The organism is Serratia sp. MF1(2023) (assembly GCF_030954545.1).
Taxonomy (GTDB): domain Bacteria; phylum Pseudomonadota; class Gammaproteobacteria; order Enterobacterales; family Enterobacteriaceae; genus Serratia; species Serratia sarumanii.
In genome coordinates this window covers 119,629-142,881 of sequence record NZ_JAVHUX010000042.1, presented here as the reverse complement: position 1 = coordinate 142,881, position 23,253 = coordinate 119,629, and the positions used below count along the sequence as shown (strand labels likewise).

Sequence of the window (23,253 nt, the reverse complement as noted above, 5' to 3'; positions counted from 1 at the left end):
GGCGCCGGGCCGCGCTCCGCCTCGATTACGCCGGTTGGCGGATCTCGAAGCTGTGGGTCACCGTGGCGGCCTTGTTGAGCATCAGCGCCACCGAGCAATATTTCTCCGCCGACAGGTTCACCGCACGCTCGACGATCTTGTCGGTCAGGTCCTGGCCGGTAACGATGAAATGCAGGTTGATATGGGTGAACAACCGCGGAGCTTCTTCGCGGCGCTCGGAGGTCAGCTTCACCTCGCAGTCGCGCACGTCGTTGCGCCCTTTTTGCAGGATGGACACCACGTCGATCGCGCTGCAGCCGCCCACCGACATCAGCACCATCTCCATCGGGCTGGGTGCTTTATCGCCGGCGTTGCCGTCCATCAGCACCTGGTGGCCGGAGGCCGATTCACCCAAAAACGTTAACCCTTCCACCCATTTAACTCTTGCCTGCATTCTGGTCACTCCGGTTGATTTCTTAAAATCAGAGTACGCTTTCGCATAGAAACAGGCAACGTAACCTGATGCTAATCATGCTGAAGCGAGACAACACGAGACACCCGCCTTACTCTGTGCTACAAACAGAGCCGCAATAAATCTTTCCGGGACACTGAATTTCAGGGAAACGCCCAGAGAAAGGCTCCTTTACCGGTATGTTAACAGAATGTAGCTTGCAGCGCTTACGGCAAGTTAATATGCTAGAGCGACAGCGTATTTTTATGACACGCCTCAAAACTTGCCGGTAGCCCTCGCTCATGACTGCGGCTACAGGCGGGTTTTACAGGGAACTCTGACCCCTGTGACACAAGGCAGCGATAACAACAGAGGATAACAGCGAATGGTTCTCGGCAAACCGCAAACAGACCCTACTCTCGAATGGTTCCTGTCTCATTGCCATATCCACAAATATCCATCGAAGAGTACGCTGATTCACCAAGGTGAAAAGGCCGAAACGCTTTACTACATCGTGAAAGGCTCCGTCGCGGTGCTGATCAAGGATGAAGAAGGTAAAGAGATGATCCTGTCCTACCTCAACCAGGGGGATTTCATCGGCGAGCTCGGATTGTTCGAAGAAGGCCAGGAGCGCAGCGCCTGGGTTCGCGCGAAAACCGCCTGTGAAGTGGCCGAAATTTCCTACAAGAAATTCCGCCAGCTGATCCAGGTGAACCCAGACATCCTGATGCGTCTGTCCGCCCAAATGGCGAGCCGCCTGCAGGTCACCTCCGAAAAAGTGGGCAACCTCGCCTTCCTGGACGTTACCGGCCGCATCGCGCAAACCCTGCTGAATCTGGCGAAGCAACCCGACGCCATGACTCACCCGGACGGCATGCAGATCAAGATCACCCGCCAGGAGATCGGCCAGATCGTCGGCTGCTCGCGCGAAACCGTTGGCCGTATTCTGAAAATGCTGGAAGATCAAAACCTGATTTCCGCCCACGGCAAAACCATTGTCGTCTACGGCACCCGTTAATCCCAGAAGAAACGGCGCAATCTGCGCCGTTTTTTTATCTGCTCTCTGCCATGTGGCGCCGCCTGATCTACCACCCGGAAATCAACTACGCACTGCGACAAACGCTGGTGTTGTGCCTGCCGGTGCTGTTCGGCCTGCTGATAGGCCAGCTGCAGCTCGGCCTGATGTTCTCTCTGGTGCCCGCCTGCTGCAATATCGCCGGTCTGGACACGCCGCATAAGCGCTTCTTTAAACGGCTGGTGGTTGGCGGCTCGCTGTTCGCCTTCAGCAGCGTGCTGCTGCAACAGGCACTGCTGTGGCACGTGCCGCTGCCGGCGCTGATGCTGGGCCTGGCGCTGCTGCTCGGCGTCACCGGTGAAATCAGCCCGCTGCACGCCCGGCTGTTGCCGGCGGCGCTGGTGGCCGCCATCTTCGCCCTCAGCACGGCCGGCACGGTGCCTCTCTGGCAGGCGCCGCTGCTATACGCCATCGGCACCGTCTGGTACGGCTTATTCACCTGGTTCTGGTTTAAGCTGTGGAAAGAGCAGCCGATGCGCGAGACCCTGAGCCAGCTCTACCTGGAACTGGCGGACTATTTCGAAGCCAAATACTCGCTGCTGACCCAGCACACCGATCCGCAAACCGCGCTGCCGCCGCTGCTGGTGCGCCAGCAAAAGGTGATGGACCTGATCAGCCGGTTGTACCAACAGCTTAATTTCCTGCCGCACGCCAACAACCTCGAGCAAAAGCGCCTGCAGCGCGCCTTTCAGGTGGCGATGGACCTGCAGGAGCACATCACCGTCAGCCTGCATCTGCCGGAGGAGGTGCAAAAACTGGTGGAGCAGAGCCAGGCCGAAGCGATCATTCGCCGCAACGCTCAGGTGATCGCCGGCCGGCTGCGCGTAGTGGCGCACGATATTCTCTATCATCAACATTCGAAGCGCTTCTCCATGGCCCACGAGCTGGCGGCGCTGGAAAAAATGGCGGCGCAGCATCCCGATAACCCGGTCAGCCAGTTTTGTTATTACCACTTCAGCCGCATCGCCCGCCTGCTGCGCACCCAGCATCCGCTATACCGCCGCGACCTGATGCCCGGCCAGCACCGCCTGCCGTTTTGGCCGGCGCTGGCCAGCTATCTGTCGTTCAAGTCCACCGCCCTGCGCAACGCCGCGCGGCTGGGCGTGACGCTGGCGGTCGGCAGCAGCCTGGGTGCGGTGTTCAATCTGCCGAAGCCTTACTGGATCCTGCTCACCATCATGCTGGTGAGCCAAAACGGGTATAACGCCACCCGGGTGCGTATTCAGCACCGTGCGCTGGGCACGATTGCCGGGCTATTGCTGGCGGCCGGCCTGCTGCTGCTGCAGCTGCCGGAAGGCGAAACGCTGAGCATCATGCTGGTGATCACGCTGCTGGCCTACCTGGTTTCGCGCAAGAACTACGGGCTGTCGGTGATTGGCTTTACGGTCACGGCGGTTTACACCCTGCAGCTGCTGGCGCTGAACGGCTCGCATTTCCTGGTGCCGCGCCTGATCGATACGCTGATCGGCTGCGTGCTGGCGTTCGGCGGCACCATTTGGCTGTGGCCGCAGTGGCAAAGCGGGCTGCTGCGCAAGAATGCCCATCAGGCGCTGGAGCACGATCAAACCGCGCTGCGGTTGATGCTGGAACAGCCGGAACCGGACGCCACCGCGTTGGCCTATACCCGCATGCAGGTCAACCAGGCGCACAACGCGCTGTTCACCTCGCTCAATCAGGCGATGCAGGAGCCGGGGTTCGCGTCGGACTATCTGGCGGACATGCGGCTGTGGGTCACTCACAGCCAGTTCATCGTCGAGCACCTGAACGCCATGACCATTCTGGCACGCGAGCACTACATGCTGACGCCGAAACTGGCGGAAGCGTATCTGCAGGCCTGTGAAATCGCGCTGCAAAGCTGCCAGCAGCGGTTGGAATACGACGGCCCGAGCAGCGGCAACAGCGGCATCATGCAGCCGCCGGATCTGCATCCGGAGATGCCCGTTACCGAGATGGAGCGCCATCTGCGGCGCATTTTGTCGCACCTGAGCGTGATGCACACCATTTCGTCGCTGGCCTGGCGCCAGCGCCCGCACCACGGTATCTGGCTCAAGCGCAAACTGCGCGATCAATAAGGGCGCGGCATGCCGCGCCCCGTTATATGCCGCGCGGGCGTCAGGCGTTGATCACATCCTGCACCGCCAGCTCGAACAGCGCCATGCCGGCCTCGATATCCTGCAGCTCCACCACCAGTGACGGCGCGAAACGGATCACGTTCGGCCCGGCGTTGAGGATCATCAAGCCGCGCGCGGCGGCGGCGGTGAGGAAGTCGCGCGCTCTGCCGTGATAATGCGGCGTCAGCTCGGCGCCAATCAGCAACCCCATGCCGCGAATCGCGGTGAAAATACCGTATTTATCGCCGATATGCTGCAAAGCCTGCACATACAGCGCATGACGCTGCTCGATGCCGCTCAGCACCTCCGGCGTATTGATCACGTCCAGCGCCGCCTCCACCACCGCGCAGGCCAGCGGGTTGCCGCCGTAGGTGGTGCCGTGGGTGCCCACCTGCATCACCGACGCGATCTCTTCGGTAGTCAGCATGGCGCTGACCGGGAAACCGCCGCCCAGCGCCTTGGCGGTGGTGAGAATGTCCGGCGTCACGCCATAATGCATATAGGCGAACAGTTTGCCGCTGCGCCCCATGCCGCTTTGCACTTCGTCGAACACCAGCAGCGCCTGATGTTGGTCGCACAGCTCGCGCACGCCTTTGAGGAAACCGGCGTCGACCGGCGTAATGCCGCCCTCGCCCTGAATCGGCTCCATCACCACCGCGCAGGTGTGGTCGTCCATCACCGCCTTCACCGCCGCCAAATCGTTGAACGGCACGTGCACGATGTCGGCCGGCTTCGGCCCGAACCCGTCGGAATATTTGGCCTGCCCGCCCACCGACACGGTGAACAGCGTGCGGCCGTGGAACGCGTTATAGAAGGCGATGATTTTGGTTTTGTAGGGGCTGTGGCGGGTGATGGCGTAATGACGCGCCAGTTTAAACGCCGCCTCGTTGGCCTCTGCGCCGGAGTTGGCGAAGAACACCCGATCGGCGAAGGTGGCGTCGATCAGCTTGCTCGCCAGGCGCAGCGCCGGTTCATTGGTGAAGACGTTGCTGGTATGCCACAGGGTTTCGCCCTGGCGTTTGAGCGCCTCGACCAGCGCCGGATGGCAGTGCCCCAGCGCCGTCACCGCGATGCCGCCGGAAAAATCGATGTACTCTTTTCCCTGTTGATCCCAGACCCGGCTGCCTTGGCCGCGCACCGGCACAAACTGGGCAGGTGCATAAACAGGCAGGATCACCTGGTCAAAGGTGCTGCGGCTCACTGCGGATTTTTCAGTCATTTTCGGCTCCACCCTGAAGGTTTTTCAGCGCTATCGTAATGTTAGATTGAAAACATAATCACGAAATATGCATAAAAAACCAATCGAGCGCAAACGCAAAACGCCTGGCGGGCGAAAAAAACGCATCGGGATTAACGCTGGAGGAAATTATCCAGCAGCTGATGGCCCTGCTCGCTGAGCACGCTTTCCGGATGGAACTGCACGCCTTCCAGCGCCAAAGTGCGGTGGCGGATGCCCATGATCTCGTCGCGCACGCCGTCGCGTTCGCTCCAGGCGGTCACTTCAAAACAGTCCGGCAGCGTATCGGCTTTCAGCACCAGCGAGTGGTAGCGAGTCACGGTCAGCGGATCGCTCAGGCCGCGAAACACGCCGACGCCCAGATGACGAATCGCCGAGGTTTTGCCGTGCATCACCGCGCGGGCGCGCACCACCTCGGCGCCGAACGCCTGCCCCAGCGCCTGGTGCCCCAGGCACACGCCGAGGATCGGCAGCTTGCCGGCGAAATGACGAATGGCGGCCAGCGAGATACCCGCTTCGTTCGGGGTGCAGGGGCCAGGGGAAATCACCAGATGCTGCGGCGCCAGCCGCTCGATATCGGCCAGCTGCAGCTCATCGTTGCGCTTCACCAGCACCTCCGCGCCCAATTCGCAGAAGTACTGGTAAAGGTTATAGGTAAAGGAGTCGTAGTTATCGATCAGCAGCAGCATGTTAGGTCCGGCAGAGAAAAATGCCGCCACAGTGTACTGATTTAACCCGCCGCTGCCGACGATAATTTCCGCTTACTTTTTACGGCCGCCGGTGATCGAGCCCAGCACGCCGCGCAGGATCTGGCGGCCGAGATCGCGCGCCATGCTCTTGGCGGCGGTCTGGACAATGCCGTCGCGCTTGCCGCCGCGCGGGCCGGTGGAACCGAACAGCAGCTCGTTCAAGCCGTCCATCAGGCCGCCACCCGCCTGCTGTTGTTGCTGTTGCGCCTGCGGTTGCTGCCCCTGCTGCGGGGTGCCGACGGTGGCAAAACCGCCCGACGACAGTTTCTCGTAGGCGGACTCGCGGTCAATCATATCCTCATAGCGGCCATACAGCGGCGACTTGTTGATCGCACTGTTCAGCCCTTCCGCGCCGAGCATGCCCATTTTGGATTCCGGCGCGATCACCATCGCCCGCTCCACCACGTTCGGCCGGCCCTTCTCGTCGAGGAATGACACCAGCGCTTCACCCACGCCCAGCTCGGTGATCGCCGTTTCGGCATCGAAGGCCGGATTGGCGCGCAGGGTTTGCGCCGCCGTCTTCACCGCCTTCTGATCGCGCGGCGTGAAGGCGCGCAGCGCATGCTGCACGCGGTTACCCAGCTGGCCCAGCACGCTGTCCGGGATGTCCAGCGGATTCTGGGTGACAAAGTAAATGCCGACGCCTTTGGAGCGGATCAGGCGCACCACCTGTTCGATCTTGGTCAGCAGCGCCGCTGGCGCGTCGTTGAACAGCAGGTGCGCCTCATCGAAGAAGAACACCAGCTTCGGCTGTTCAGGGTCGCCCACTTCCGGCAGGTGCTCGAACAGCTCGGCCAGCAGCCACAGCAGGAACACCGAATACAGCTTCGGCTGATTGATCAGCTTGTCCGCCGCCAGCAGGTTGATCACGCCGTGGCCGTTGGCGTCGGTTTTCATCAGATCGTTGATGTCGAGCATCGGCTCGCCGAAGAACTGGTCGGCGCCCTGCTCTTCCAGCGTCAGCAACCCGCGCTGAATGGCGCCGATCGACGCGGCAGAGATATTGCCGTACTGGGTCTGGAATTGTTTGGCGTTGTCGCCGACGAACTGCATCATGGTGCGCAGATCCTTCATGTCCAGCAACAGCAGCGCGTTGTCATCGGCGATCTTGAACACCAGCTGCAGCACGCCGCTTTGCACCTCGTTCAGATCCAACAGGCGCCCCAGCAGCAGCGGCCCGAGATCGGAAATCGTGGCGCGGATCGGGTGCCCCTTTTCACCGTAAATATCCCACGGGATAATGGTGCAGGCCTGCGGCTGCCAGTCGCTGACGCCGATCGCCGCCAGGCGCGCCTGCAGTTTCTCGGAAGGCACGCCCTCGGCGCCGATGCCGGACAGATCGCCCTTCACGTCCGCCAGGAACACCGGCACGCCGATGCGCGAGAACTGTTCGGCCATTTTTTGCAGCGTCACCGTCTTGCCGGTGCCGGTTGCCCCGGTGATCAGCCCGTGGCGGTTGGCCAACGCCGGCAAAATCACCAGATCCTGCTCCGGTTTTCCGTCTTTCATCGCTTTGGCGATAATCCGTGGTTCACTCATTTTCTGTTCCTTTGACGCTGACGCGGCGCGAAACGCGCCTGTGGATGCAATAAAGCTATAAGCGCCGCGTAACCCCGTCAAGGACAAACAAAATGGGTGCCGTCGGGGCCTGATGAATTCAGATTGCGCTTAGCGTCAAAGCGCCTTTGTTTGAACAATAAAGCACCAGTGCTATAGTGAGCATTACGCTGTATATACGAGGTAAATACCATGTCTGAATCTACCGTGGTAATCCGCGTGGATGAAGAGTTAAAAACCGCTTTCGCCAGCGCGGCAAAGGCCGCCGATCGCACGGCTTCGCAACTGCTGCGTGATTTCATGAGCGAGTTTGTCAGCCGCCAGGCGCAACAGGAAGAGTACAACCAGTGGTTAAAGGAAAAGGTCGAGGTAAGCCGCAAGGCGTTGCGTGAAGGCAAATTCGCCGACGATGAAGAGGTGGCCGCTTATTTCGCCGAACGCAGAGCCAAATCAACGCAATAAAACACAAAAGGACTTTTGTGAAACTGACATGGACGGAACCCGCCATCGCCGATCGTCTGGCGATTTATGAATGGTTGGAACTTAAAAATCCGGCCGCCGCCGCAGAAAATGATGCAAAAATCGCTGACGCGGCGGCACGCCTCGTGCATCATCCCGCCAGCGGGAAAACGGGGCGGATAGCCGGTACGCGCGAGCTGGTCATCTCCCCGTCCTATTTGCTGGCCTATGAATGGGCGGCTCAACGCGTCATCGTATTGGTCATCGTGCATACTCGCCGTCGGTGGCCGCCGGCATAGTCACCCCCGCAGCCCCAGTTGCTCCTTCAGCGCTTTCAAATAGCGCCGGCTGACCGGCACCGGATCGCCGGCCGACATGATCATCTCCGCTGCGCCTCCCTCTTCGAAGCGGATCTCGCGCACCTGCTCCAGATTGACCAGATACTGCCGATGGCAGCGCACCAGCGGCGTGCGGCTTTCCAGCGTGCGCAGCGTCAGCTCGGTGAAACATTCCATGCCGTCGCTGCGCACCACGAAGACCCCGCTCAGCTTGGAACGGATCGCCAGCACTTCGTCGAAGCGCAGCAGATAGATGCGGCTGTGGCCGGTGCAGGGAATGTATTTCAGGTAACCGGCGCTTTCTTCCAGCGCCGTCACGTCCTGCGGCGCAGTGCGCTGCCGCAGGCGTTGCAGCGTCTTGCTCAGCCGCTTCGGCTCCGCCGGCTTCAGCAGATAGTCGAAGGCGTGCTCCTCGAATGCCTGCACCGCATATTCGTCGTAGGCGGTCAGAAACACGATGTGCGGCATGCGGTTGGGATCCAGCATGCCGACCATTTCCAGCCCGCTGATGCGCGGCATCTGGATATCGAGAAACACCACGTCCGGCTGCAGCCGGTGGATCTGGCTGATGGCTTCGATGGCGTTGGCGCATTCGCCGATAATCGCGATCCCCGCTTCGGCCTCCAGCAGATGGCGCAGGTTGTCGCGGGCGGAAGGTTCATCGTCAACAATCAGTGCGTTTAACATCAGGCGGCCCTCTCCATGGGAACATTGAGCGTAATGCGGGTGTAGGCGTCCGGTCGGCAATCCACCTGCACGCCATAGCCTTCGCCGTAGCGCACGCGAATGCGTTTATCCACCAGGTTCATCCCCAGCCCGCTGCAGTTCGGCTTCGGCTGGAACAGCCCGGCGTTGTCCGTCACCTGCAGCAGCAGATGCTCCCCTTCGCAGCAGGCGCCGATTTCGATGCGGCCCACGCCCAGCAGATGCGAGGTGCCATGCTTGATGGCGTTCTCGACGATCGGCTGCAGCGAGAACGCCGGCAGCCGCACCGCCAACAGCGCCTCCGGCAGCGATACCGCGATCTCCAGCCGATCGGCGAAGCGCGCTTTCTCGATCTGCAGGTAGGCATTCACGTGTTCAATCTCGTCCGCCAGGCTGACTTCGTCATCGGAACGTTTGAGGTTTTTACGAAAGAAGGTCGAGAGAGACTGCACCAGATCGCAGGCGCGTTCGCCATCGCGGCGGATCACCGCCACCAGAGTATTCAAGGCATTGAACAGGAAATGCGGATTGACCTGCGCATGCAGCAGCTTGATCTCCGACTGCGCCAGCAGCTGCTTGTGGCGCTCGTACTGTCCGGCCATGATCTGCGCCGACAGCAGGCTGGCGATGCCTTCGCCCAGCGTACGGTTGATGGTGCTGAACAGCTGGCTTTTCGGCTCATACAGCTTGATGGTGCCGATCACCCGCTGATTTTCGCCGCGCAGCGGGATCACCAGCGTCGATCCCAGCTTGCAGGCAGGATTGATCGAGCAGCAGTAAGAGAGCTGATTACCGTCGGCGTACACCACCTCGTTGTTGTCGATGGCGCGATGCGAATGCACCGAGGCGATCGGCGTGCCCGGCAGGTGGTGGTCGTCGCCGATGCCGATAAACGCCAGCAGCTTGTCGCGATCGGTGATCGCCACCGCGCCGATGCCCAGCTCCTGATAGATCACCCGGGCGACCTTCATGCTGTTCTCCTGATCGAAGCCCTGCCGCAGGATGCCCTCGGTGCGCTCGGCGATCTTCAGCGCCTTGGAAGAGAAGGCGCTGGTGTATTTTTCGAACATCGCGCGCCGATCCAGCAGGATTTGCATGAACATCGCCGCGCCGACGGTATTGGCGATCATCATCGGCAGCGCGATGTGCTCCACCAGCTGCAACGCTTCGTCGTAGGGGCGCGCCACCGCCAGGATGATCGCCATCTGCAGCACTTCCGCCACCAGCGCCACGCCGCCGACAAACAGCGGATTGAACAGCAGCTCGATGCGCCCGCGGCGCATGGCGATGCTGTGTACGATGCCGCCGACCAGGCCTTCCGACACCGTGGAAATCGCGCAGGCCACGTCGGTCATGCCGCCGAGCGTATACCGGTGCAGGCCGCCGGTCAGCCCGACCAGAAAGCCCACCGACGGCCCGCCCAGCAGACCGCCCAGGACCGCGCCTATCGCGCGGGTGTTGGCGATCGAATCCTGAATGTGCAGCCCGAAATAGGTGCCCATGATGCAGAACACCGAGAAGATCACGTAGCACAGCAGCTTGTGCGGCAGGCGGATGGTCACCTGCATCAGCGGGATGAACAGCGGGGTTTTGCTCAACAGATAGGCGATAACGAGATAGACGCACATCTGCTGCAACAGCAACAGCACCTGGTTAAATTCATACATGGCAGCAACTCATCCAGAGACAACAAAGGGCGAACGCCGGATTTCCGGTCTGATTATTGTCTGCCGATTAGAGCATGAGGCGCGGGAGAAAACAGTGATGAAGGCAAGGCTTCGGGAGGAAGGAGCGGCCGACCCCAACGGGATCGGCCAAAAAACTTACGGCAGCACCTTGGCCGACAGAATCACCACCGGTTTGGTCGGCACATTCTGGTAAGGGCCGACGTTGCCGGTTGGCACCTGGGCAATTTTGTCCACCACGTCCATGCCTTTCACCACTTTGCCGAACACCGCGTAGCCGAAGTCACGCTGGCCGTGATCCAGGAAGGCGTTATCCGCCACGTTCAGGAAGAACTGGCTGGTGGCGCTGTCCTTGTCGGCGGTGCGCGCCATCGAGATGGTGCCGCGCAGGTTGCGCAAGCCGTTGTCGGCTTCGTTCTTGATCGGCGCCTTGGTGGATTTTTGCTGCATGTCAGCGGTGAAACCGCCGCCCTGGATCATAAAGCCAGGGATCACGCGATGGAAAATGGTGTTGTTGTAGTACCCGCTGTTCACGTAATCGACGAAGTTCTGGGTGGAAACCGGTGCCTTCTGGCTGTCGAGCGCCAACTCGATATTCCCCGCCGAGGTCGTCAGCATGACGTGGGTCTCACCGGCGGCGAGTGCGGCTGGCGCCATCGCTGTGAGGGAACACAGCGCGACGAAGGTCACTAAAGTACGTTTGAACATTAACGGGTCCTTTCTCTGAGAGACAAACAACGGAAAAGCGCTTTGATTCTAAAGAGCTGTATCGGCAAGTACCAGCCATTTACCTATATTTACCCAATTACGGGACATATCCTAGGCGGCCCTGAATTTTGCTGCGGAAAGTATGGGCGCAGAAGGCTTTTTTGCCAACCGCATCACGCATTTTTTGCCCCGCGCCGCCCTAGGTTGGTTTTTGCGATCTGCCTCCCAGTTTGCACACGCATTGTCGTTACTCTATATAAATGAGAGCGCTCTCATTATAAAAAGAGCGGATACTGAAGCATCCCACGGCGGCGTCGCCGCGCAACCCCTGGAGAAATGACGTGAGTGAACTGATGACTGAAGTCAGCCCCGAGTTTGAAAGCACCATCATGGAACTGCTGGTGTTCTCCGGCAGCGCGCGCAGCAATGCGTTGACGGCGCTGCGGCAAGCGCGCGCCGGTGACTTCGCCGCCGCGGCCAAGCACATGGCTGAGTCCAAAGAGTGGGTGAAGAAAGCACACCTGATCCAGACCGAGCTGATCGGCCTGGACGAAGGCTGCGGCAAACTGGCGATCAACCTGATCACCGTGCATGCGCAGGATCATCTGATGAACGCCATGGTGATCCAGGATCTGGCCGACGACATGATCGAGCTCTATCGCCGTCAGTCGCAGACGGAGGGCCGCCCATGAGCATGCTTAAAATCGCCGTGATCGGCGGCGGCAGCAGCTACACCCCCGAACTGGTCGATGGGCTGATCCAGCGCATCGAGGAGCTGCCGGTCACCGAGCTGGCGCTGGTGGACGTCGAACCGGGCCGGCAAAAAGTGGAAACCATCGCCGCCCTGACCCGCCGCATGCTGGCGCGCCACGGGCTGGAGCAGGTGAAGGTCAGCGTGCACTTCGCGCTGGACGACGCCATTCGCGGCGCCGCCTTCGTGCTGACCCAGTTCCGCGTCGGGCAACTGCCGGCGCGCGCCGCCGACGAACGGCTGGGCCTGAAATACCAGCTGCTCGGCCAGGAGACCACCGGCGTCGGCGGCTTCGCCAAGGCGCTGCGCACCATCCCGGTGATGCTGGACATCGCTCGCCGGGTGGAAACGCTGGCGCCGGACGCCTGGATCATCAACTTCACCAACCCGGCCGGCATCGTCACCGAGGCGGTGTCCCGCTTTACCAAAGCGAAGATCATCGGCCTGTGCAACGTGCCGATCAGCATGCATCACATGATCGCCAACATGCTGCAGGCGCCTTACGCCGACGTGCAGCTGCGCTTCGCCGGCCTGAACCACATGGTCTGGGTGCATCAGGTCACGCAGCAGGGGCGCGACGTCACCGCCAAGGTGATCGACATGCTGTGCGACGGCGCGGCGCTGACCATGAACAACATCAAGGAAGAGCCCTGGCAGCCGGACTTCCTGCGCGCGCTCGGCGCCATCCCCTGCCCCTACCACCGCTATTTTTACCAGACCCGCGAGATGCTGGCGGAAGAGATGGCCACCGCCGGCGAGCGCGGCACCCGCGCCGAGCAGGTGATGCAGGTGGAGAAAGAGCTGTTCGAGCTGTATGCCGATCCGCAGCTGAACACGAAACCGGAGCAGCTCAGCTTCCGCGGCGGTTCTTTCTATTCCGAAGTTGCGCTGGAGCTGATTCGTGCTATCCATAATAATCTCGGCACGCAATTAGTGGTCAACACCGCAAACCGCGGCGCAATCCATGGCCTGCCGGACGATGCTGTGATAGAAATCAACTGTATCGTTGATGCTCAGGGCGCGCACCCGCTGACCTTCGGCCCGCTGCCGGAGCCGATGCAGGCCCTGACGCAGCAGGTGAAAGCCTACGAACGCCTGACCATCGAGGCGGCGGTGCACGGCGATCGCCGCAGCGGGTTGCTGGCGTTGATCGCCAACCCGTTGGTGGGCAACGCCAACCTGGCGCAGCCGCTGCTGGAAGAGGTGTTGACGATAAACGCGCCGTATTTGCCGCAGTTCAGGTAAGCGGCTATACGCAGCCAGACAGGGGTTCGGCGCGCCGAACCCATTTTTTTAGCCGTAATTCAGGAGTGGGACGATGGTGACACTGGAAGATGTCGCAGCGCTGGCGGGCGTTTCGCGCGCCACCGTATCGCGCGTGGTGAACGGCGACAGCAACGTCAAGGCGCCGACCCGCGAGAAGGTTGAACGCGCCGTTGCCCAGCTCGGTTACACCCCCAACCCGGCGGCCCGCGCGCTCGCCTCCAGCCACAGCAATACCCTTGGGCTGGTCACCACCTCGTACCGCGGCGGCTTTTTCGGCGCGCTGATGGACTTCGTGCAGACCGAGGCCGAATCCCACGGCAAACAGCTGCTGGTGACCCAGGGCCGCAACAGCGCCGAAAACGAATGGCAGGCGGTGCAGCGGCTATTTAGCCTGCGCTGCGACGGCGTGATCCTGCACGTGCGTTTTCTCAGCGACGATCGGCTGCGCCAATTGGCGGCGGAGCAACGTGATTTTGTGTTGCTCGATCGTCTGGTGCCGGGGCTGGAAGACCGCTGCGTCACCTTCGATCACCCGCTCGCCAGCCGCATGGCGACGCAGCAGCTGCTCGATGCCGGGCACCGGCGCATCGCCTGTATCAGCGGCCCGCGTGAACGCCCGTCGAGCCGCCTGCGGCTGCAGGGGTTTGAAGAGGCGATGCAGGCGGCGAATATCGAGCCGGTGGCCTGCCTGGAGGGCGTCTACGATCTGGAAAGCGGTTACCGCTGCGCCGATCGGCTGCTGCGGCAAGCCGCGCGGCCCAGCGCCATCTACTGCTGCAACGAAGAGATGGCGATCGGCGCGCTGCTGGCGATCAACGAACACCGCCTGCGGGTGCCGCAGGATATCTCCTTGATCTGCTACGACAGCGGCGAACGCGCGCCTTTCGTGCGCCCGGCGTTGAGCAGCGTACATTTTCCCATCAGCGAGATGGCCCAATACGCGGCGCGCAGGTTGATCGACCCCGCCACCCCGGCGCACCGGTTTGAGCCGACGATCGTCAACCGTGATTCCGTTGTGACGGTACGCAAATAGATCACAATAATGCACACCAGCCCTTCATGGGTTACATCAAAAAATCGACAGCCATCACAAAAAATCCCGTTGTCTGTGCTAGGATCCGCCCCCTGGTGGCCTGATCGGGACTTTTTCTGCGTTTGCCAGGAAAAGCCAGCGGCCTTATGCCAGCGTTAAAACCTCTAACAGACATATTCAGGCCTATACAATGAATGACAGTAACCGCATACGGCTTACCTGGATCAGCTTCTTTTCGTACGCGCTGACCGGTGCTTTAGTGATCGTCACAGGGATGGTGATGGGAAACATTGCAGAGTACTTTAACCTGCCGGTTTCCAGCATGAGCAACACCTTTACTTTCCTCAACGCCGGTATTTTGATTTCGATCTTCCTCAATGCCTGGCTGATGGAAATCATCCCGCTGAAGCGTCAGCTGATCTTCGGCTTTGTCCTGATGGTGCTGGCGGTCGCCGGGCTGATGCTCGGCAAGAGCCTGACCATGTTCTCGCTGTGCATGTTTATCCTCGGCGTGGTTAGCGGTATCACCATGTCGATCGGCACCTTCCTGATCACCCACATGTATGCCGGCCGCCAGCGCGGTTCGCGCCTGTTGTTCACCGACTCCTTCTTCAGCATGGCCGGAATGATCTTCCCGATCGTCGCCGCGATGCTGCTGGCCCGCCATATCGGCTGGTACTGGGTTTATGCCTGCATCGGCCTGCTGTACGTGGGGATCTTCGTGCTGACCCTGTGCTCCGAATTCCCGGTGCTGGGCAAGAAAGGGGCCGACGCCGGCCAGCCGGTCGAGAAAGAAAAATGGGGCATCGGCGTGCTGTTCCTGTCGATCGCCGCGCTGTGCTACATCCTCGGCCAGCTGGGCTTCATTCAGTGGGTGCCTGAGTACGCCACCAAGTCGTTCAACATGGACATCGGCCAGGCCGGTAAGCTGGTGAGCGACTTCTGGACCTCTTACATGGTCGGCATGTGGGTGTTCAGCTTCATCCTGCGCTTCTTCGATCTGCAGCGCATCGTGACCGTGCTGGCCGCACTGGCTACCGGCGCGATGTACCTGTTCGTCAGCACCGACAACCCGGAGCACCTGGGCTACTACATCATGGCCCTGGGCTTCGTTTCCAGCGCCATCTACACCACGCTGATCACCCTCGGCTCGCTGCAGACCAAGGTCTCCTCGCCGAAGCTGGTCAACTTTATCCTGACCTGCGGCACCATCGGCACCATGTTGACCTTCGTGGTTACCGGCCCGATCGTGGCGAAAGGCGGCGCGCACGCGGCGCTGACCACCGCCAACGGCCTGTATTTGGCGGTGTTCGTGATGTGCCTGCTGCTGGGCTTCGTGACCAAGCACCGCAGCCACGGCCACGTGACGCACTGATCCGCACACAGGGCTGAATTCATCGTCGTTGACTGATAATGCCCCTCTCCTTAGATAAATGCCGGCCGCTTCTACCTGGCCGGCATTTTTTATTCTCTCCTCTTTTCCATAAGCTGGGCCAACGCGCCCTGGGCCGGTGGCATAACCGAGTTTCATTTCCAATCCGCGCTGTGACGGAACATAATTAAATGGGCATTGTATAAAATGCCAACACTCCTTATATTTGAAAACTCCGATTAATGAGAAACAGCGCAGCCCTACCGGCGGCTGTTCACTTATCATTTTCACTCACTCAGCGCTCAAGCATCACCATCAAATATATATAAAGGAATATCATAAATGAAAAAGATAGTTTATGCCTTATTCTTAATGTTGATAAGCAACGCCCCCGTCTATGGTAAAAATACGTCATTCACAACAGCGTCGGCCATTAATGCGCGTAACACAACACATCAATTCCTCTTAAGTGCGAAAAACGCCTATGAGATTTATAACCTGGAAAAACTGGAAAATGCATTATCCTCGGCTCACCAGAGTGCGCCACAACGCTTGGATGTCCTATTTAGCCTGGGAAATACCTACATACTGCAAGGAGATATTCATAAGGCACTAGACGTCTATGCCAGAATAAATACCCAAACCGGTGGTGATATTGATGCGCTGACCTATCTGGTGATGTACAAACACTATCTGGGGCAACCATTTACCAATGAAATGTCAGCCCTAAAGAAAATCAGTGAGCAACGAGCAAAAGATGTGGCGACAATAATCGGTAATATCAACGAGCAATTAGCCATGCCAATAGCGGAAAAACTTCCCGCCGGCTATAACAAAAACAACCCAGCACTAATTATCACCTTGGGTTATGCATTAAAAGAAGATGGTACCATGGATAGCATCTTGATCGACCGGCTGGAAAAAACCTTAGCCATGGCTAAAATGCTGCCTGAGGCTAAAATTGTCGTAACAGGCGGCGTGCCGAAACATGATAAAAGCGAAGGCATCGAAATGAAGCAATGGCTGATTCACCAAGGCATAGATGAAAACCGGATAATTGCCGAAAACTACGCGACAGATACCGTAGAAAATTTTATTTATTCGCGTTACATCATCAAACAAGAAAAACGAAATAACATTGTCATCGTCAGTTCCGCAACCCATGTGCGCAGATGCCATGTCATTTTACAATCCCTCGCTCTGGCCAAAGGGGAACATTATGATATCACTACCGTCGCAGCCCCTGACGCCTCCGAAGAAGAAATGAAATTCGAAGGGAAACGCAAACTGGGTATCTATCGTGATGCGCTGCGCGCCTATGGATTGTATATGATTTCTGCCGCACCTGAATTCTCGCTAAACTGATAGCGTGCTCCCGGATGGGCGGCGCCATCCGGGATTCGATTCACTGCTCAGGGCTGGCTCAGCTCAATTCCCAACCAGGAAGGTACAGGGCGGGCATTGCCGTCAGGTTGTTTTATCGGCGAACACCAGGCGCCAGAGTTAGAACAACTGCTCTTGGGTAACTCGCCGCCCCCCCATTTCGCCGCGCCGTCCTTAATCACTAAGGCGGCGGAGCCGCCGCCGTCCAGTTCTATCGCTACCTTGGCCTCCAATGCCCGGAACAACGCGGTCAGATCCCCACGGTCAATGCCGTCACGGTAAGCACCGCCGTGAAAAATATAAAGACGATCCTGCTTGTTATGGTAACCCAGGGCAATCCGGGTCGTTTGGGCTGGCCCATTATCCGGCTGCCCTTCCGGACCATCATCACGCCGTGGAATCAACGAGGTACCGGAAAAGGCCACAAATTGGCCTCTCATATTAGTTAGCTTATTAGCGTAATTCGTAGCCTCTGTGCTGAAACGATCGGTATTTATTACAATATGCAACGGAACTCCAGGTTGATTCATTTCCCAAAAAAATGTGTCAACCGGCGCGGCTTTATTATGCTCATCAACAAAATGGCGCAGCCCAGGGAAATAATCACTGGTTTCTTGCTCAGGCTGTGTTGAACCACCGCTAATATTGTCATAATACATACCAAGCGGCGTTGCACAGGCATTACTCAGCCAGGTAGTACCGTTTCTTTGCGCCCTGATATCAAAATAATTAACGTTTAGCACAATGTCAGGGAAAGCTAACCGCCCCCATGCGCCAACCGGATAATAAATTTCAGATGATTGCCGCCTCCCGTCATCCGTTACCGCATTGTTATTCATCTCACAACGCAACGACGTCCTTTTTTTCATATCCAGAAGCAATGACGGCACTCGTTTTCTCACATCAGGAATCACCAACAACACACCATTTTGATTATTGGCATAATATCTATCAACGTTTGAGCGCATGGGAATTTGATGGTCTTTATCAAAAATATAAGCAAACGGTTCATCTTTATGCTTCTCTATTTCATCATTTAGCTTCATTAAGGTTTCAGCACCATCAGGGTCGATGTTTACTTCCTTACTTAAACGAACATAGATATCATTAGCGCTGCCTATTTTATCAGCATGTACGGTCGCGTTGAGCGTAAACGTATATCTCCCAGACCTTGGTGTTGGTATCACCTTGACGAAGCGCTTATCTCTGCCAAATCCATATAACTGAAAGAGCTGCTGACTTTCTCTCCCTGTTTCATCATGTTTTATCCCGACCAGCATGCTCAGTTTATAAGGATCTTCCCAGTCATACCAAAAGCCCGAACTATAATTCTGATACTTGTTCACCCATAAAATTAAAACCATCTTCCCATCGACATACTTTTCGCACATCGTGAACATGGCATACCTATCTCTGTTAGCCGAATACTTCTCCGTGGCACGTTCATCGCAATTGGGATCCTGAATATTTATATCATCAAATTCATTGGTCGGATCCGTAACGCTACCTTCACCGGTCAACGCCGCATAGCATGCCCCGCCATAAACCAGAAAACCAAACAATGCTATTCGGCGGAAAGATAACATTAAACCTTGCATATCAGACACCAATAAAGTTAACAATCAATCACAAACAACTAGATTAAAACCTTATAAATATCCACAAATTAAAGTAAAACAATAAAAATCATTGATTAAGATCAATATCAACACTCTATTATCCAACAAGGTGGGGATATAGATTATAAATAGCCGAAGCGTGGCATTTCGTGATAAAGAACAATGCGTATTGAATTATTTCAATGAATGATTGTTAGATATTCAAATTATAAAGAGAGTTCTTAATCGACCGATCAATAATGTACACCGCGTTGCCGGAATTATCGTGAGAGAACGGCCCACAACATACAATGTTCACCATTATTGTCGCGGGCAAAAGAACTGGCTAACGCCGAAAATCCACCGTTTCATCCTGCTGCAGATGCAGCGTGGTTTCCGCCGGCCGCGTTTCGGCGATCACCGCCCCCTGGCGAATCGAGTAGCGCACCGGCGTCTGGCGGCGCACCGCGTCGAAGCCGCTTTCCGCCGGCAGGATCACCAGGTTGGCGCTGTTGCCGGCCGCCAGGCCGTAGTCGCTCAGGTTAAGGGTGCGCGCGCTGTGGCTGGTGATCAGCTTCAGCCCGTCGTCGATCTGGCCATAGCCCATCAGCTGGCACACGTGCAGCCCCATATGCAGCACCTGCAGCATGTTGGCGGTGCCGAGCGGATACCAGGGATCGAACACGTCGTCGTGGCCGAAGCAGACGTTGATCTGCGCCTCCAGCATCTCCTTCACCCGCGTCACGCCGCGCCGTTTCGGGTAGCTGTCGAAACGGCCCTGCAGGTGAATGTTCACCAGCGGATTGGCGACGAAGTTGATGCCGGACATTTTCAGCAGGCGGAACAGCCGCGAGGCGTAAGCGCCGTTGTAAGAGTGCATCGCCGTGGTGTGGCTGGCGGTGACTTTCGCCCCCATCTCCAGCTTCAGCGCCAGCGCCGCCACGGTCTCGACGAAGCGCGATTGTTCGTCGTCGATCTCATCGCAGTGCACATCCACCAGCCGATCGTATTTTTGCGCCAGCGCAAACGCCTTATGCAGCGATTCCACGCCGTACTCGCGGGTAAATTCGAAATGCGGAATGGCGCCCACCACGTCGGCCCCCAGCCGCAGCGCCTCTTCAAGCAGCGCTTCGCCGTTGGGGTAGGAAAGGATCCCCTCCTGCGGGAAGGCGACGATCTGCAGCGTCACCCAGGGCGCCACCTCCTGTTTCACCTCCAGCATGGCGCGCAGCGCGGTCAGCGTGGGATCGGAAACGTCGACGTGGGTGCGCACATACTGCACGCCGTTGGCGATCTGCCACTTGAGCGTTTGCCAGGCGCGCTGTTTGACGTCTTCATGGGTCAGCAACGCTTTGCGTTCGGCCCAGCGCTCAATGCCCTCGAACAGCGTGCCGGACTGGTTCCAGGCCGGCTGACCGGCGGTTTGCGTGGTATCCAGGTGAATATGCGGTTCGACGAACGCCGGCAGCGCCAGCCCGCCCTGCGCATCCAACACGTCGCTGCGCCACTCCTGCCCTTCCGGCTGCGGCACCAGATGCGCGATGCGCCCCTGCTCAATCGCCAATTGCCACAATCCTTCATGCCCGCTTAAACGCAGGTTATCGATAAACTTCAATGGACGTTTCGCCACCCTTCACCTCTGCCGTTGCGCTGGTTTTCTTCATCATACTGGCAGCGGATCGCGCTGACAAAGTCACCGTTGCCTGCCTACCCCCTGTGTTTACTCCCTGCGGGGTAGTTTGCATGCAAACTGACTCGCTTCAGCTAAAGGTGAATAAAATCCGCAACTTATCAAAAAACGTGAAAAATCATCCATATACCACGTTAGAGGTATATGAGGGTGTGATTGATTTGCATCAATAAATTGCCCATCGGGAGAGATAAGGTAAGCCTAGGAAACCAGAATTTTGAGGCAATAATGAGCAGAGTCAAACTTGCCGTCGTCGGCAATGGCATGGTCGGCCACCGGTTCATCGAAGATCTGTTGGATAAAGCAGACAAAGACCAGTTCGAAATCACCGTATTTTGCGAAGAGCCGCGCATCGCTTACGATCGCGTGCACCTCTCTTCCTACTTCTCGCACCACACCGCCGAAGAGCTGTCGCTGGTGCGCGAAGGCTTTTACGAAAAACACGGCGTGAAGGTGCTGGTCGGCGAGCGCGCCATCACCATCAATCGCGACGAGAAGGTCATCCACTCCAACACCGGCCGCACCGTCTATTACGACAAGCTGATCATGGCCACCGGTTCCTATCCGTGGATCCCGCCGATTAAAGGTTCGGATAGCCAAGACTGCTTCGTTTACCGCACCATCGAAGACCTGAACGCCATCGAAGCCTGCGCGCGCCGCAGCAAACGCGGTGCGGTGGTCGGCGGCGGGCTGTTGGGGCTGGAAGCCGCCGGCGCGCTGAAAAGCCTGGGGGTGGAAACGCACGTGATCGAGTTCGCCCCGATGCTGATGGCCGAACAGCTCGACCCGATGGGCGGTGACCAGCTGCGCCGCAAGATCGAGCGCATGGGCGTCAAGGTACACACCGGCAAAAATACCCAGGAGATCGTCAACGGCGGCGGCACCGCGCGCAAAACCATGCATTTCGCCGACGGCAGCCTGCTGGAAGTGGATTTCATCGTGTTCTCCACCGGCATCCGCGCCCAGGACAAGCTGGCGCGCCAGTGCGGGCTGGAGATTGGCCGCCGCGGCGGCATCGCCATCAACGACAGCTGCCAGACGTCGGATCCGGACGTCTACGCCATCGGTGAGTGCGCCGCCTGGCGCGATCGCACCTTCGGCCTGGTGGCGCCGGGTTACAAAATGGCGCAGGTGGCCGTCGATCACCTGCTGGGCCGCGAAAACGGCTTCCAGGGCGCCGACATGAGCGCCAAGCTGAAGCTGCTGGGCGTGGACGTCGGCGGCATCGGCGATGCTCACGGCCGCACCGAGGGCGCCCGCAGCTACGTTTATCTGGATGAAAGCAAAGAAGTCTACAAACGCATCGTGGTCAGCGCCGACAACAAAACCCTGCTCGGCGCGGTGCTGGTGGGCGACACCAGCGACTACGGCAACCTGCTGCAGCTGGCGTTGAACGGCATCGAGCTGCCGGAAAACCCGGACGGCCTGATCCTGCCGGCCCATGCGGGCAGCAAACCGGCCATCGGCGTGGATTCGCTGCCGGAAAGCGCGCAGATCTGCTCCTGCTTCGACGTCAGCAAAGGCGACATCATCCAGGCGGTCAACAAAGGCTGCCACACCGTGGCGGCGCTGAAGGCCGAAACCAAGGCCGGCACCGGCTGCGGCGGCTGCATCCCGCTGCTCACCCAGGTGTTGAACGCCGAGCTGAGCAAGCAAGGCATCGAGGTCAACCATCACCTGTGCGAACACTTCGCCTACTCGCGCCAGGAGCTGTTCCACCTGATCCGCGTCGAAGGCATCAAGTCGTTCGAGGCGCTGCTGGCCAAATACGGCAAAGGCTACGGCTGCGAAGTCTGTAAGCCGACCGTCGGCTCGCTGCTGGCTTCTTGCTGGAACGAATACATCCTCAAGCCGCAGCATACGCCGCTGCAGGATACCAACGACAACTTCCTCGGCAATATCCAGAAAGACGGCACCTACTCGGTGATCCCGCGCTCCGCCGGCGGCGAAATCACCCCGGACGGCCTGCTGGCCATCGGCCAGATCGCCAAGGAGTATAACCTCTACACCAAAATGACCGGTTCGCAGCGCATCGGCATGTTCGGCGCGCAGAAAGACGATCTGCCGGCCATCTGGCGCAAGCTGCTCGCCGCCGGCTTTGAAACCGGCCACGCGTATGCCAAGGCGCTGCGCATGGCGAAAACCTGCGTCGGCAGCACCTGGTGCCGCTACGGCGTCGGCGACAGCGTCGGCTTCGGCGTCACGCTGGAGCATCGCTACAAAGGCATCCGCACCCCGCACAAAATGAAGTTCGGCGTCTCGGGCTGCACCCGTGAATGCGCCGAAGCGCAGGGCAAGGACGTCGGCATCATCGCCACCGAGAACGGCTGGAACCTGTACGTCTGCGGCAACGGCGGCATGAAACCGCGCCACGCCGATCTGCTGGCCGCCGACCTCGATCGCGAGACCCTGGTGCGCTACCTCGACCGCTTCATGATGTTCTATATCCGCACCGCCGATAAGCTGCAGCGCACCTCGGTGTGGCTGGAGAGCCTGGAAGGCGGCATCGATTACCTGCGCAAGGTGATCATCGACGACAAGCTCGGCATCAACGACCAGCTGGAAGCGGAGATCGCCCGCCTGCGCGATGCGGTGATCTGCGAGTGGAAAGAGACCGTCGAGCACCCGGAAACGCAGCTGCGCTTCGCCCACTTCGTCAACAGCCCGCTGCGCGATCCGAACGTGCAGGTGGTGGCCGAACGCGACCAGCACCGCCCGGCGCGCCCTGACGAGCGCATTCCCGTCACCCTGATCGATACCGAGGAGAGCCACGCATGAGCCAGTGGATTACCGTTTGTCCCGTCGCCGACATTCTGCCCGGCACCGGCGTGTGCGCCCTGATCGGCGATCGGCAGGTGGCGGTGTTCCGCCCCTATGCCGACGAGCAGGTGTTCGCCATCAGCAATATCGACCCGTTCGCCCAGGCCAGCGTGCTGTCGCGCGGCCTGATCGCCGAGCATCAGGGCGAGCTGTGGGTCGCCAGCCCGCTGAAGAAACAGCATTTCCGCCTGTACGACGGCCACTGTCTGGAAGACGACAGCCGTTCCGTCGCCAGCTTCGCCAGCCGGGTGGTCGACGGCATCGTGCAAGTCGCGGCATAACCTTT

General features: G+C 58.9%; 20 protein-coding genes. 11 read left to right on the top strand and 9 right to left on the bottom strand.

The genetic code is table 11. The features are described 5' to 3' along the window. Positions 1-25 precede the first annotated feature (25 nt). Positions 26-433 carry an OsmC family protein gene (locus REA38_RS20525; protein WP_004930372.1) on the bottom strand — a complete coding sequence of 136 codons (408 nt, stop codon included), beginning with the start codon at positions 431-433 and terminating at the stop codon, positions 26-28. 382 nt (positions 434-815) lie between these two features. Here REA38_RS20525 and crp point away from each other — a divergent pair, with 382 nt between their 5' ends. Together crp and REA38_RS20515 are read left to right on the top strand one after the other, a co-directional pair. Further along, entirely contained in the window at positions 816-1,448 is a 633-nt protein-coding gene (gene crp, locus REA38_RS20520) for a cAMP-activated global transcriptional regulator CRP (protein WP_004090925.1), read from the top strand. A gap of 50 nt (positions 1,449-1,498) precedes the next feature. Next, the gene (locus REA38_RS20515) at positions 1,499-3,577 is read left to right on the top strand and encodes a YccS/YhfK family putative transporter (RefSeq protein WP_308886542.1); all 2,079 of its coding nucleotides are present in this window, start codon (positions 1,499-1,501) and stop codon (positions 3,575-3,577) included. A 40-nt stretch (positions 3,578-3,617) separates the two neighbouring features. Here REA38_RS20515 and REA38_RS20510 read toward each other — a convergent pair whose 3' ends face one another. The 3 genes from REA38_RS20510 to REA38_RS20500 form a co-directional block, all read right to left on the bottom strand. Beyond that, on the bottom strand, positions 3,618-4,835 hold the full coding sequence (locus REA38_RS20510) for an aspartate aminotransferase family protein (RefSeq protein WP_308886541.1): 1,218 nt from the start codon (positions 4,833-4,835) through the stop codon (positions 3,618-3,620). 131 nt (positions 4,836-4,966) lie between these two features. After that, a complete protein-coding gene (locus REA38_RS20505; RefSeq protein WP_033654864.1) occupies positions 4,967-5,542 on the bottom strand; it encodes an aminodeoxychorismate synthase component II in 576 nt (191 codons plus the stop codon). A 72-nt stretch (positions 5,543-5,614) separates the two neighbouring features. Further along, entirely contained in the window at positions 5,615-7,141 is a 1,527-nt protein-coding gene (locus REA38_RS20500) for a helicase HerA-like domain-containing protein (RefSeq protein WP_033654863.1), read from the bottom strand. Positions 7,142-7,351: 210 nt separating this feature from the next. Here REA38_RS20500 and REA38_RS20495 point away from each other — a divergent pair, with 210 nt between their 5' ends. Both REA38_RS20495 and REA38_RS20490 read left to right on the top strand, forming a co-directional pair. Further along, positions 7,352-7,621 carry a hypothetical protein gene (locus tag REA38_RS20495; RefSeq protein ID WP_308886539.1) on the top strand — a complete coding sequence of 90 codons (270 nt, stop codon included), beginning with the start codon at positions 7,352-7,354 and terminating at the stop codon, positions 7,619-7,621. A gap of 17 nt (positions 7,622-7,638) precedes the next feature. Continuing rightward, a complete protein-coding gene (locus REA38_RS20490; RefSeq protein WP_060427174.1) occupies positions 7,639-7,917 on the top strand; it encodes a type II toxin-antitoxin system RelE/ParE family toxin in 279 nt (92 codons plus the stop codon). Here REA38_RS20490 and btsR read toward each other — a convergent pair whose 3' ends face one another. The 3 genes from btsR to ppiA all read right to left on the bottom strand — a co-directional run bounded on the left by btsR (position 7,918) and on the right by ppiA (position 11,054). Then, on the bottom strand, positions 7,918-8,643 hold the full coding sequence (gene btsR, locus REA38_RS20485) for a two-component system response regulator BtsR (protein WP_060446125.1): 726 nt from the start codon (positions 8,641-8,643) through the stop codon (positions 7,918-7,920). It abuts the gene before it with no gap. After that, a complete protein-coding gene (locus REA38_RS20480; RefSeq protein WP_033636285.1) occupies positions 8,643-10,328 on the bottom strand; it encodes a sensor histidine kinase in 1,686 nt (561 codons plus the stop codon). Before REA38_RS20480 ends, btsR begins: the two co-directional genes overlap by 1 nt. 156 nt (positions 10,329-10,484) lie before the next feature. Further along, positions 10,485-11,054 (bottom strand): peptidylprolyl isomerase A, encoded by a 570-nt coding sequence (ppiA, locus tag REA38_RS20475; RefSeq protein ID WP_033636286.1) that lies wholly within the window; start codon positions 11,052-11,054, stop codon positions 10,485-10,487. Positions 11,055-11,407: 353 nt separating this feature from the next. Here ppiA and REA38_RS20470 point away from each other — a divergent pair, with 353 nt between their 5' ends. The 5 genes from REA38_RS20470 to REA38_RS20450 all read left to right on the top strand — a co-directional run bounded on the left by REA38_RS20470 (position 11,408) and on the right by REA38_RS20450 (position 16,841). Next, entirely contained in the window at positions 11,408-11,746 is a 339-nt protein-coding gene (locus REA38_RS20470; RefSeq protein WP_033638609.1) for a PTS lactose/cellobiose transporter subunit IIA, read from the top strand. Next, entirely contained in the window at positions 11,743-13,050 is a 1,308-nt protein-coding gene (locus tag REA38_RS20465; protein WP_308886537.1) for a 6-phospho-beta-glucosidase, read from the top strand. The genes REA38_RS20470 and REA38_RS20465 overlap by 4 nt, the downstream gene beginning before the upstream one ends. A gap of 73 nt (positions 13,051-13,123) precedes the next feature. Beyond that, positions 13,124-14,104 (top strand): LacI family DNA-binding transcriptional regulator, encoded by a 981-nt coding sequence (locus tag REA38_RS20460; protein WP_039569200.1) that lies wholly within the window; start codon positions 13,124-13,126, stop codon positions 14,102-14,104. 190 nt (positions 14,105-14,294) lie between these two features. After that, a complete protein-coding gene (gene tsgA, locus REA38_RS20455; RefSeq protein ID WP_033636290.1) occupies positions 14,295-15,479 on the top strand; it encodes an MFS transporter TsgA in 1,185 nt (394 codons plus the stop codon). 339 nt (positions 15,480-15,818) lie between these two features. Beyond that, complete coding sequence (locus tag REA38_RS20450; protein ID WP_051917647.1) at positions 15,819-16,841, top strand: YdcF family protein; 1,023 nt, start codon at positions 15,819-15,821, stop codon at positions 16,839-16,841. Positions 16,842-16,888: 47 nt separating this feature from the next. On the opposite strand, the gene REA38_RS20445 is transcribed toward REA38_RS20450, so the two are convergent. Further along, the gene (locus REA38_RS20445; protein ID WP_308886535.1) at positions 16,889-18,457 is read right to left on the bottom strand and encodes a phosphodiester glycosidase family protein; all 1,569 of its coding nucleotides are present in this window, start codon (positions 18,455-18,457) and stop codon (positions 16,889-16,891) included. Between the two features lie 346 nt (positions 18,458-18,803). Next, a complete protein-coding gene (locus REA38_RS20440; RefSeq protein ID WP_033649318.1) occupies positions 18,804-20,072 on the bottom strand; it encodes a cytosine deaminase in 1,269 nt (422 codons plus the stop codon). Positions 20,073-20,375: 303 nt separating this feature from the next. Here REA38_RS20440 and nirB point away from each other — a divergent pair, with 303 nt between their 5' ends. Both nirB and nirD read left to right on the top strand, forming a co-directional pair. Then, positions 20,376-22,925 carry a nitrite reductase large subunit NirB gene (gene nirB / locus REA38_RS20435; RefSeq protein ID WP_033636292.1) on the top strand — a complete coding sequence of 850 codons (2,550 nt, stop codon included), beginning with the start codon at positions 20,376-20,378 and terminating at the stop codon, positions 22,923-22,925. Continuing rightward, positions 22,922-23,248: a nitrite reductase small subunit NirD gene (nirD, locus tag REA38_RS20430; protein WP_019456155.1), complete on the top strand. Its 327-nt coding sequence runs from the start codon at positions 22,922-22,924 to the stop codon at positions 23,246-23,248. The genes nirB and nirD overlap by 4 nt, the downstream gene beginning before the upstream one ends. Positions 23,249-23,253: the final 5 nt, after the last annotated feature.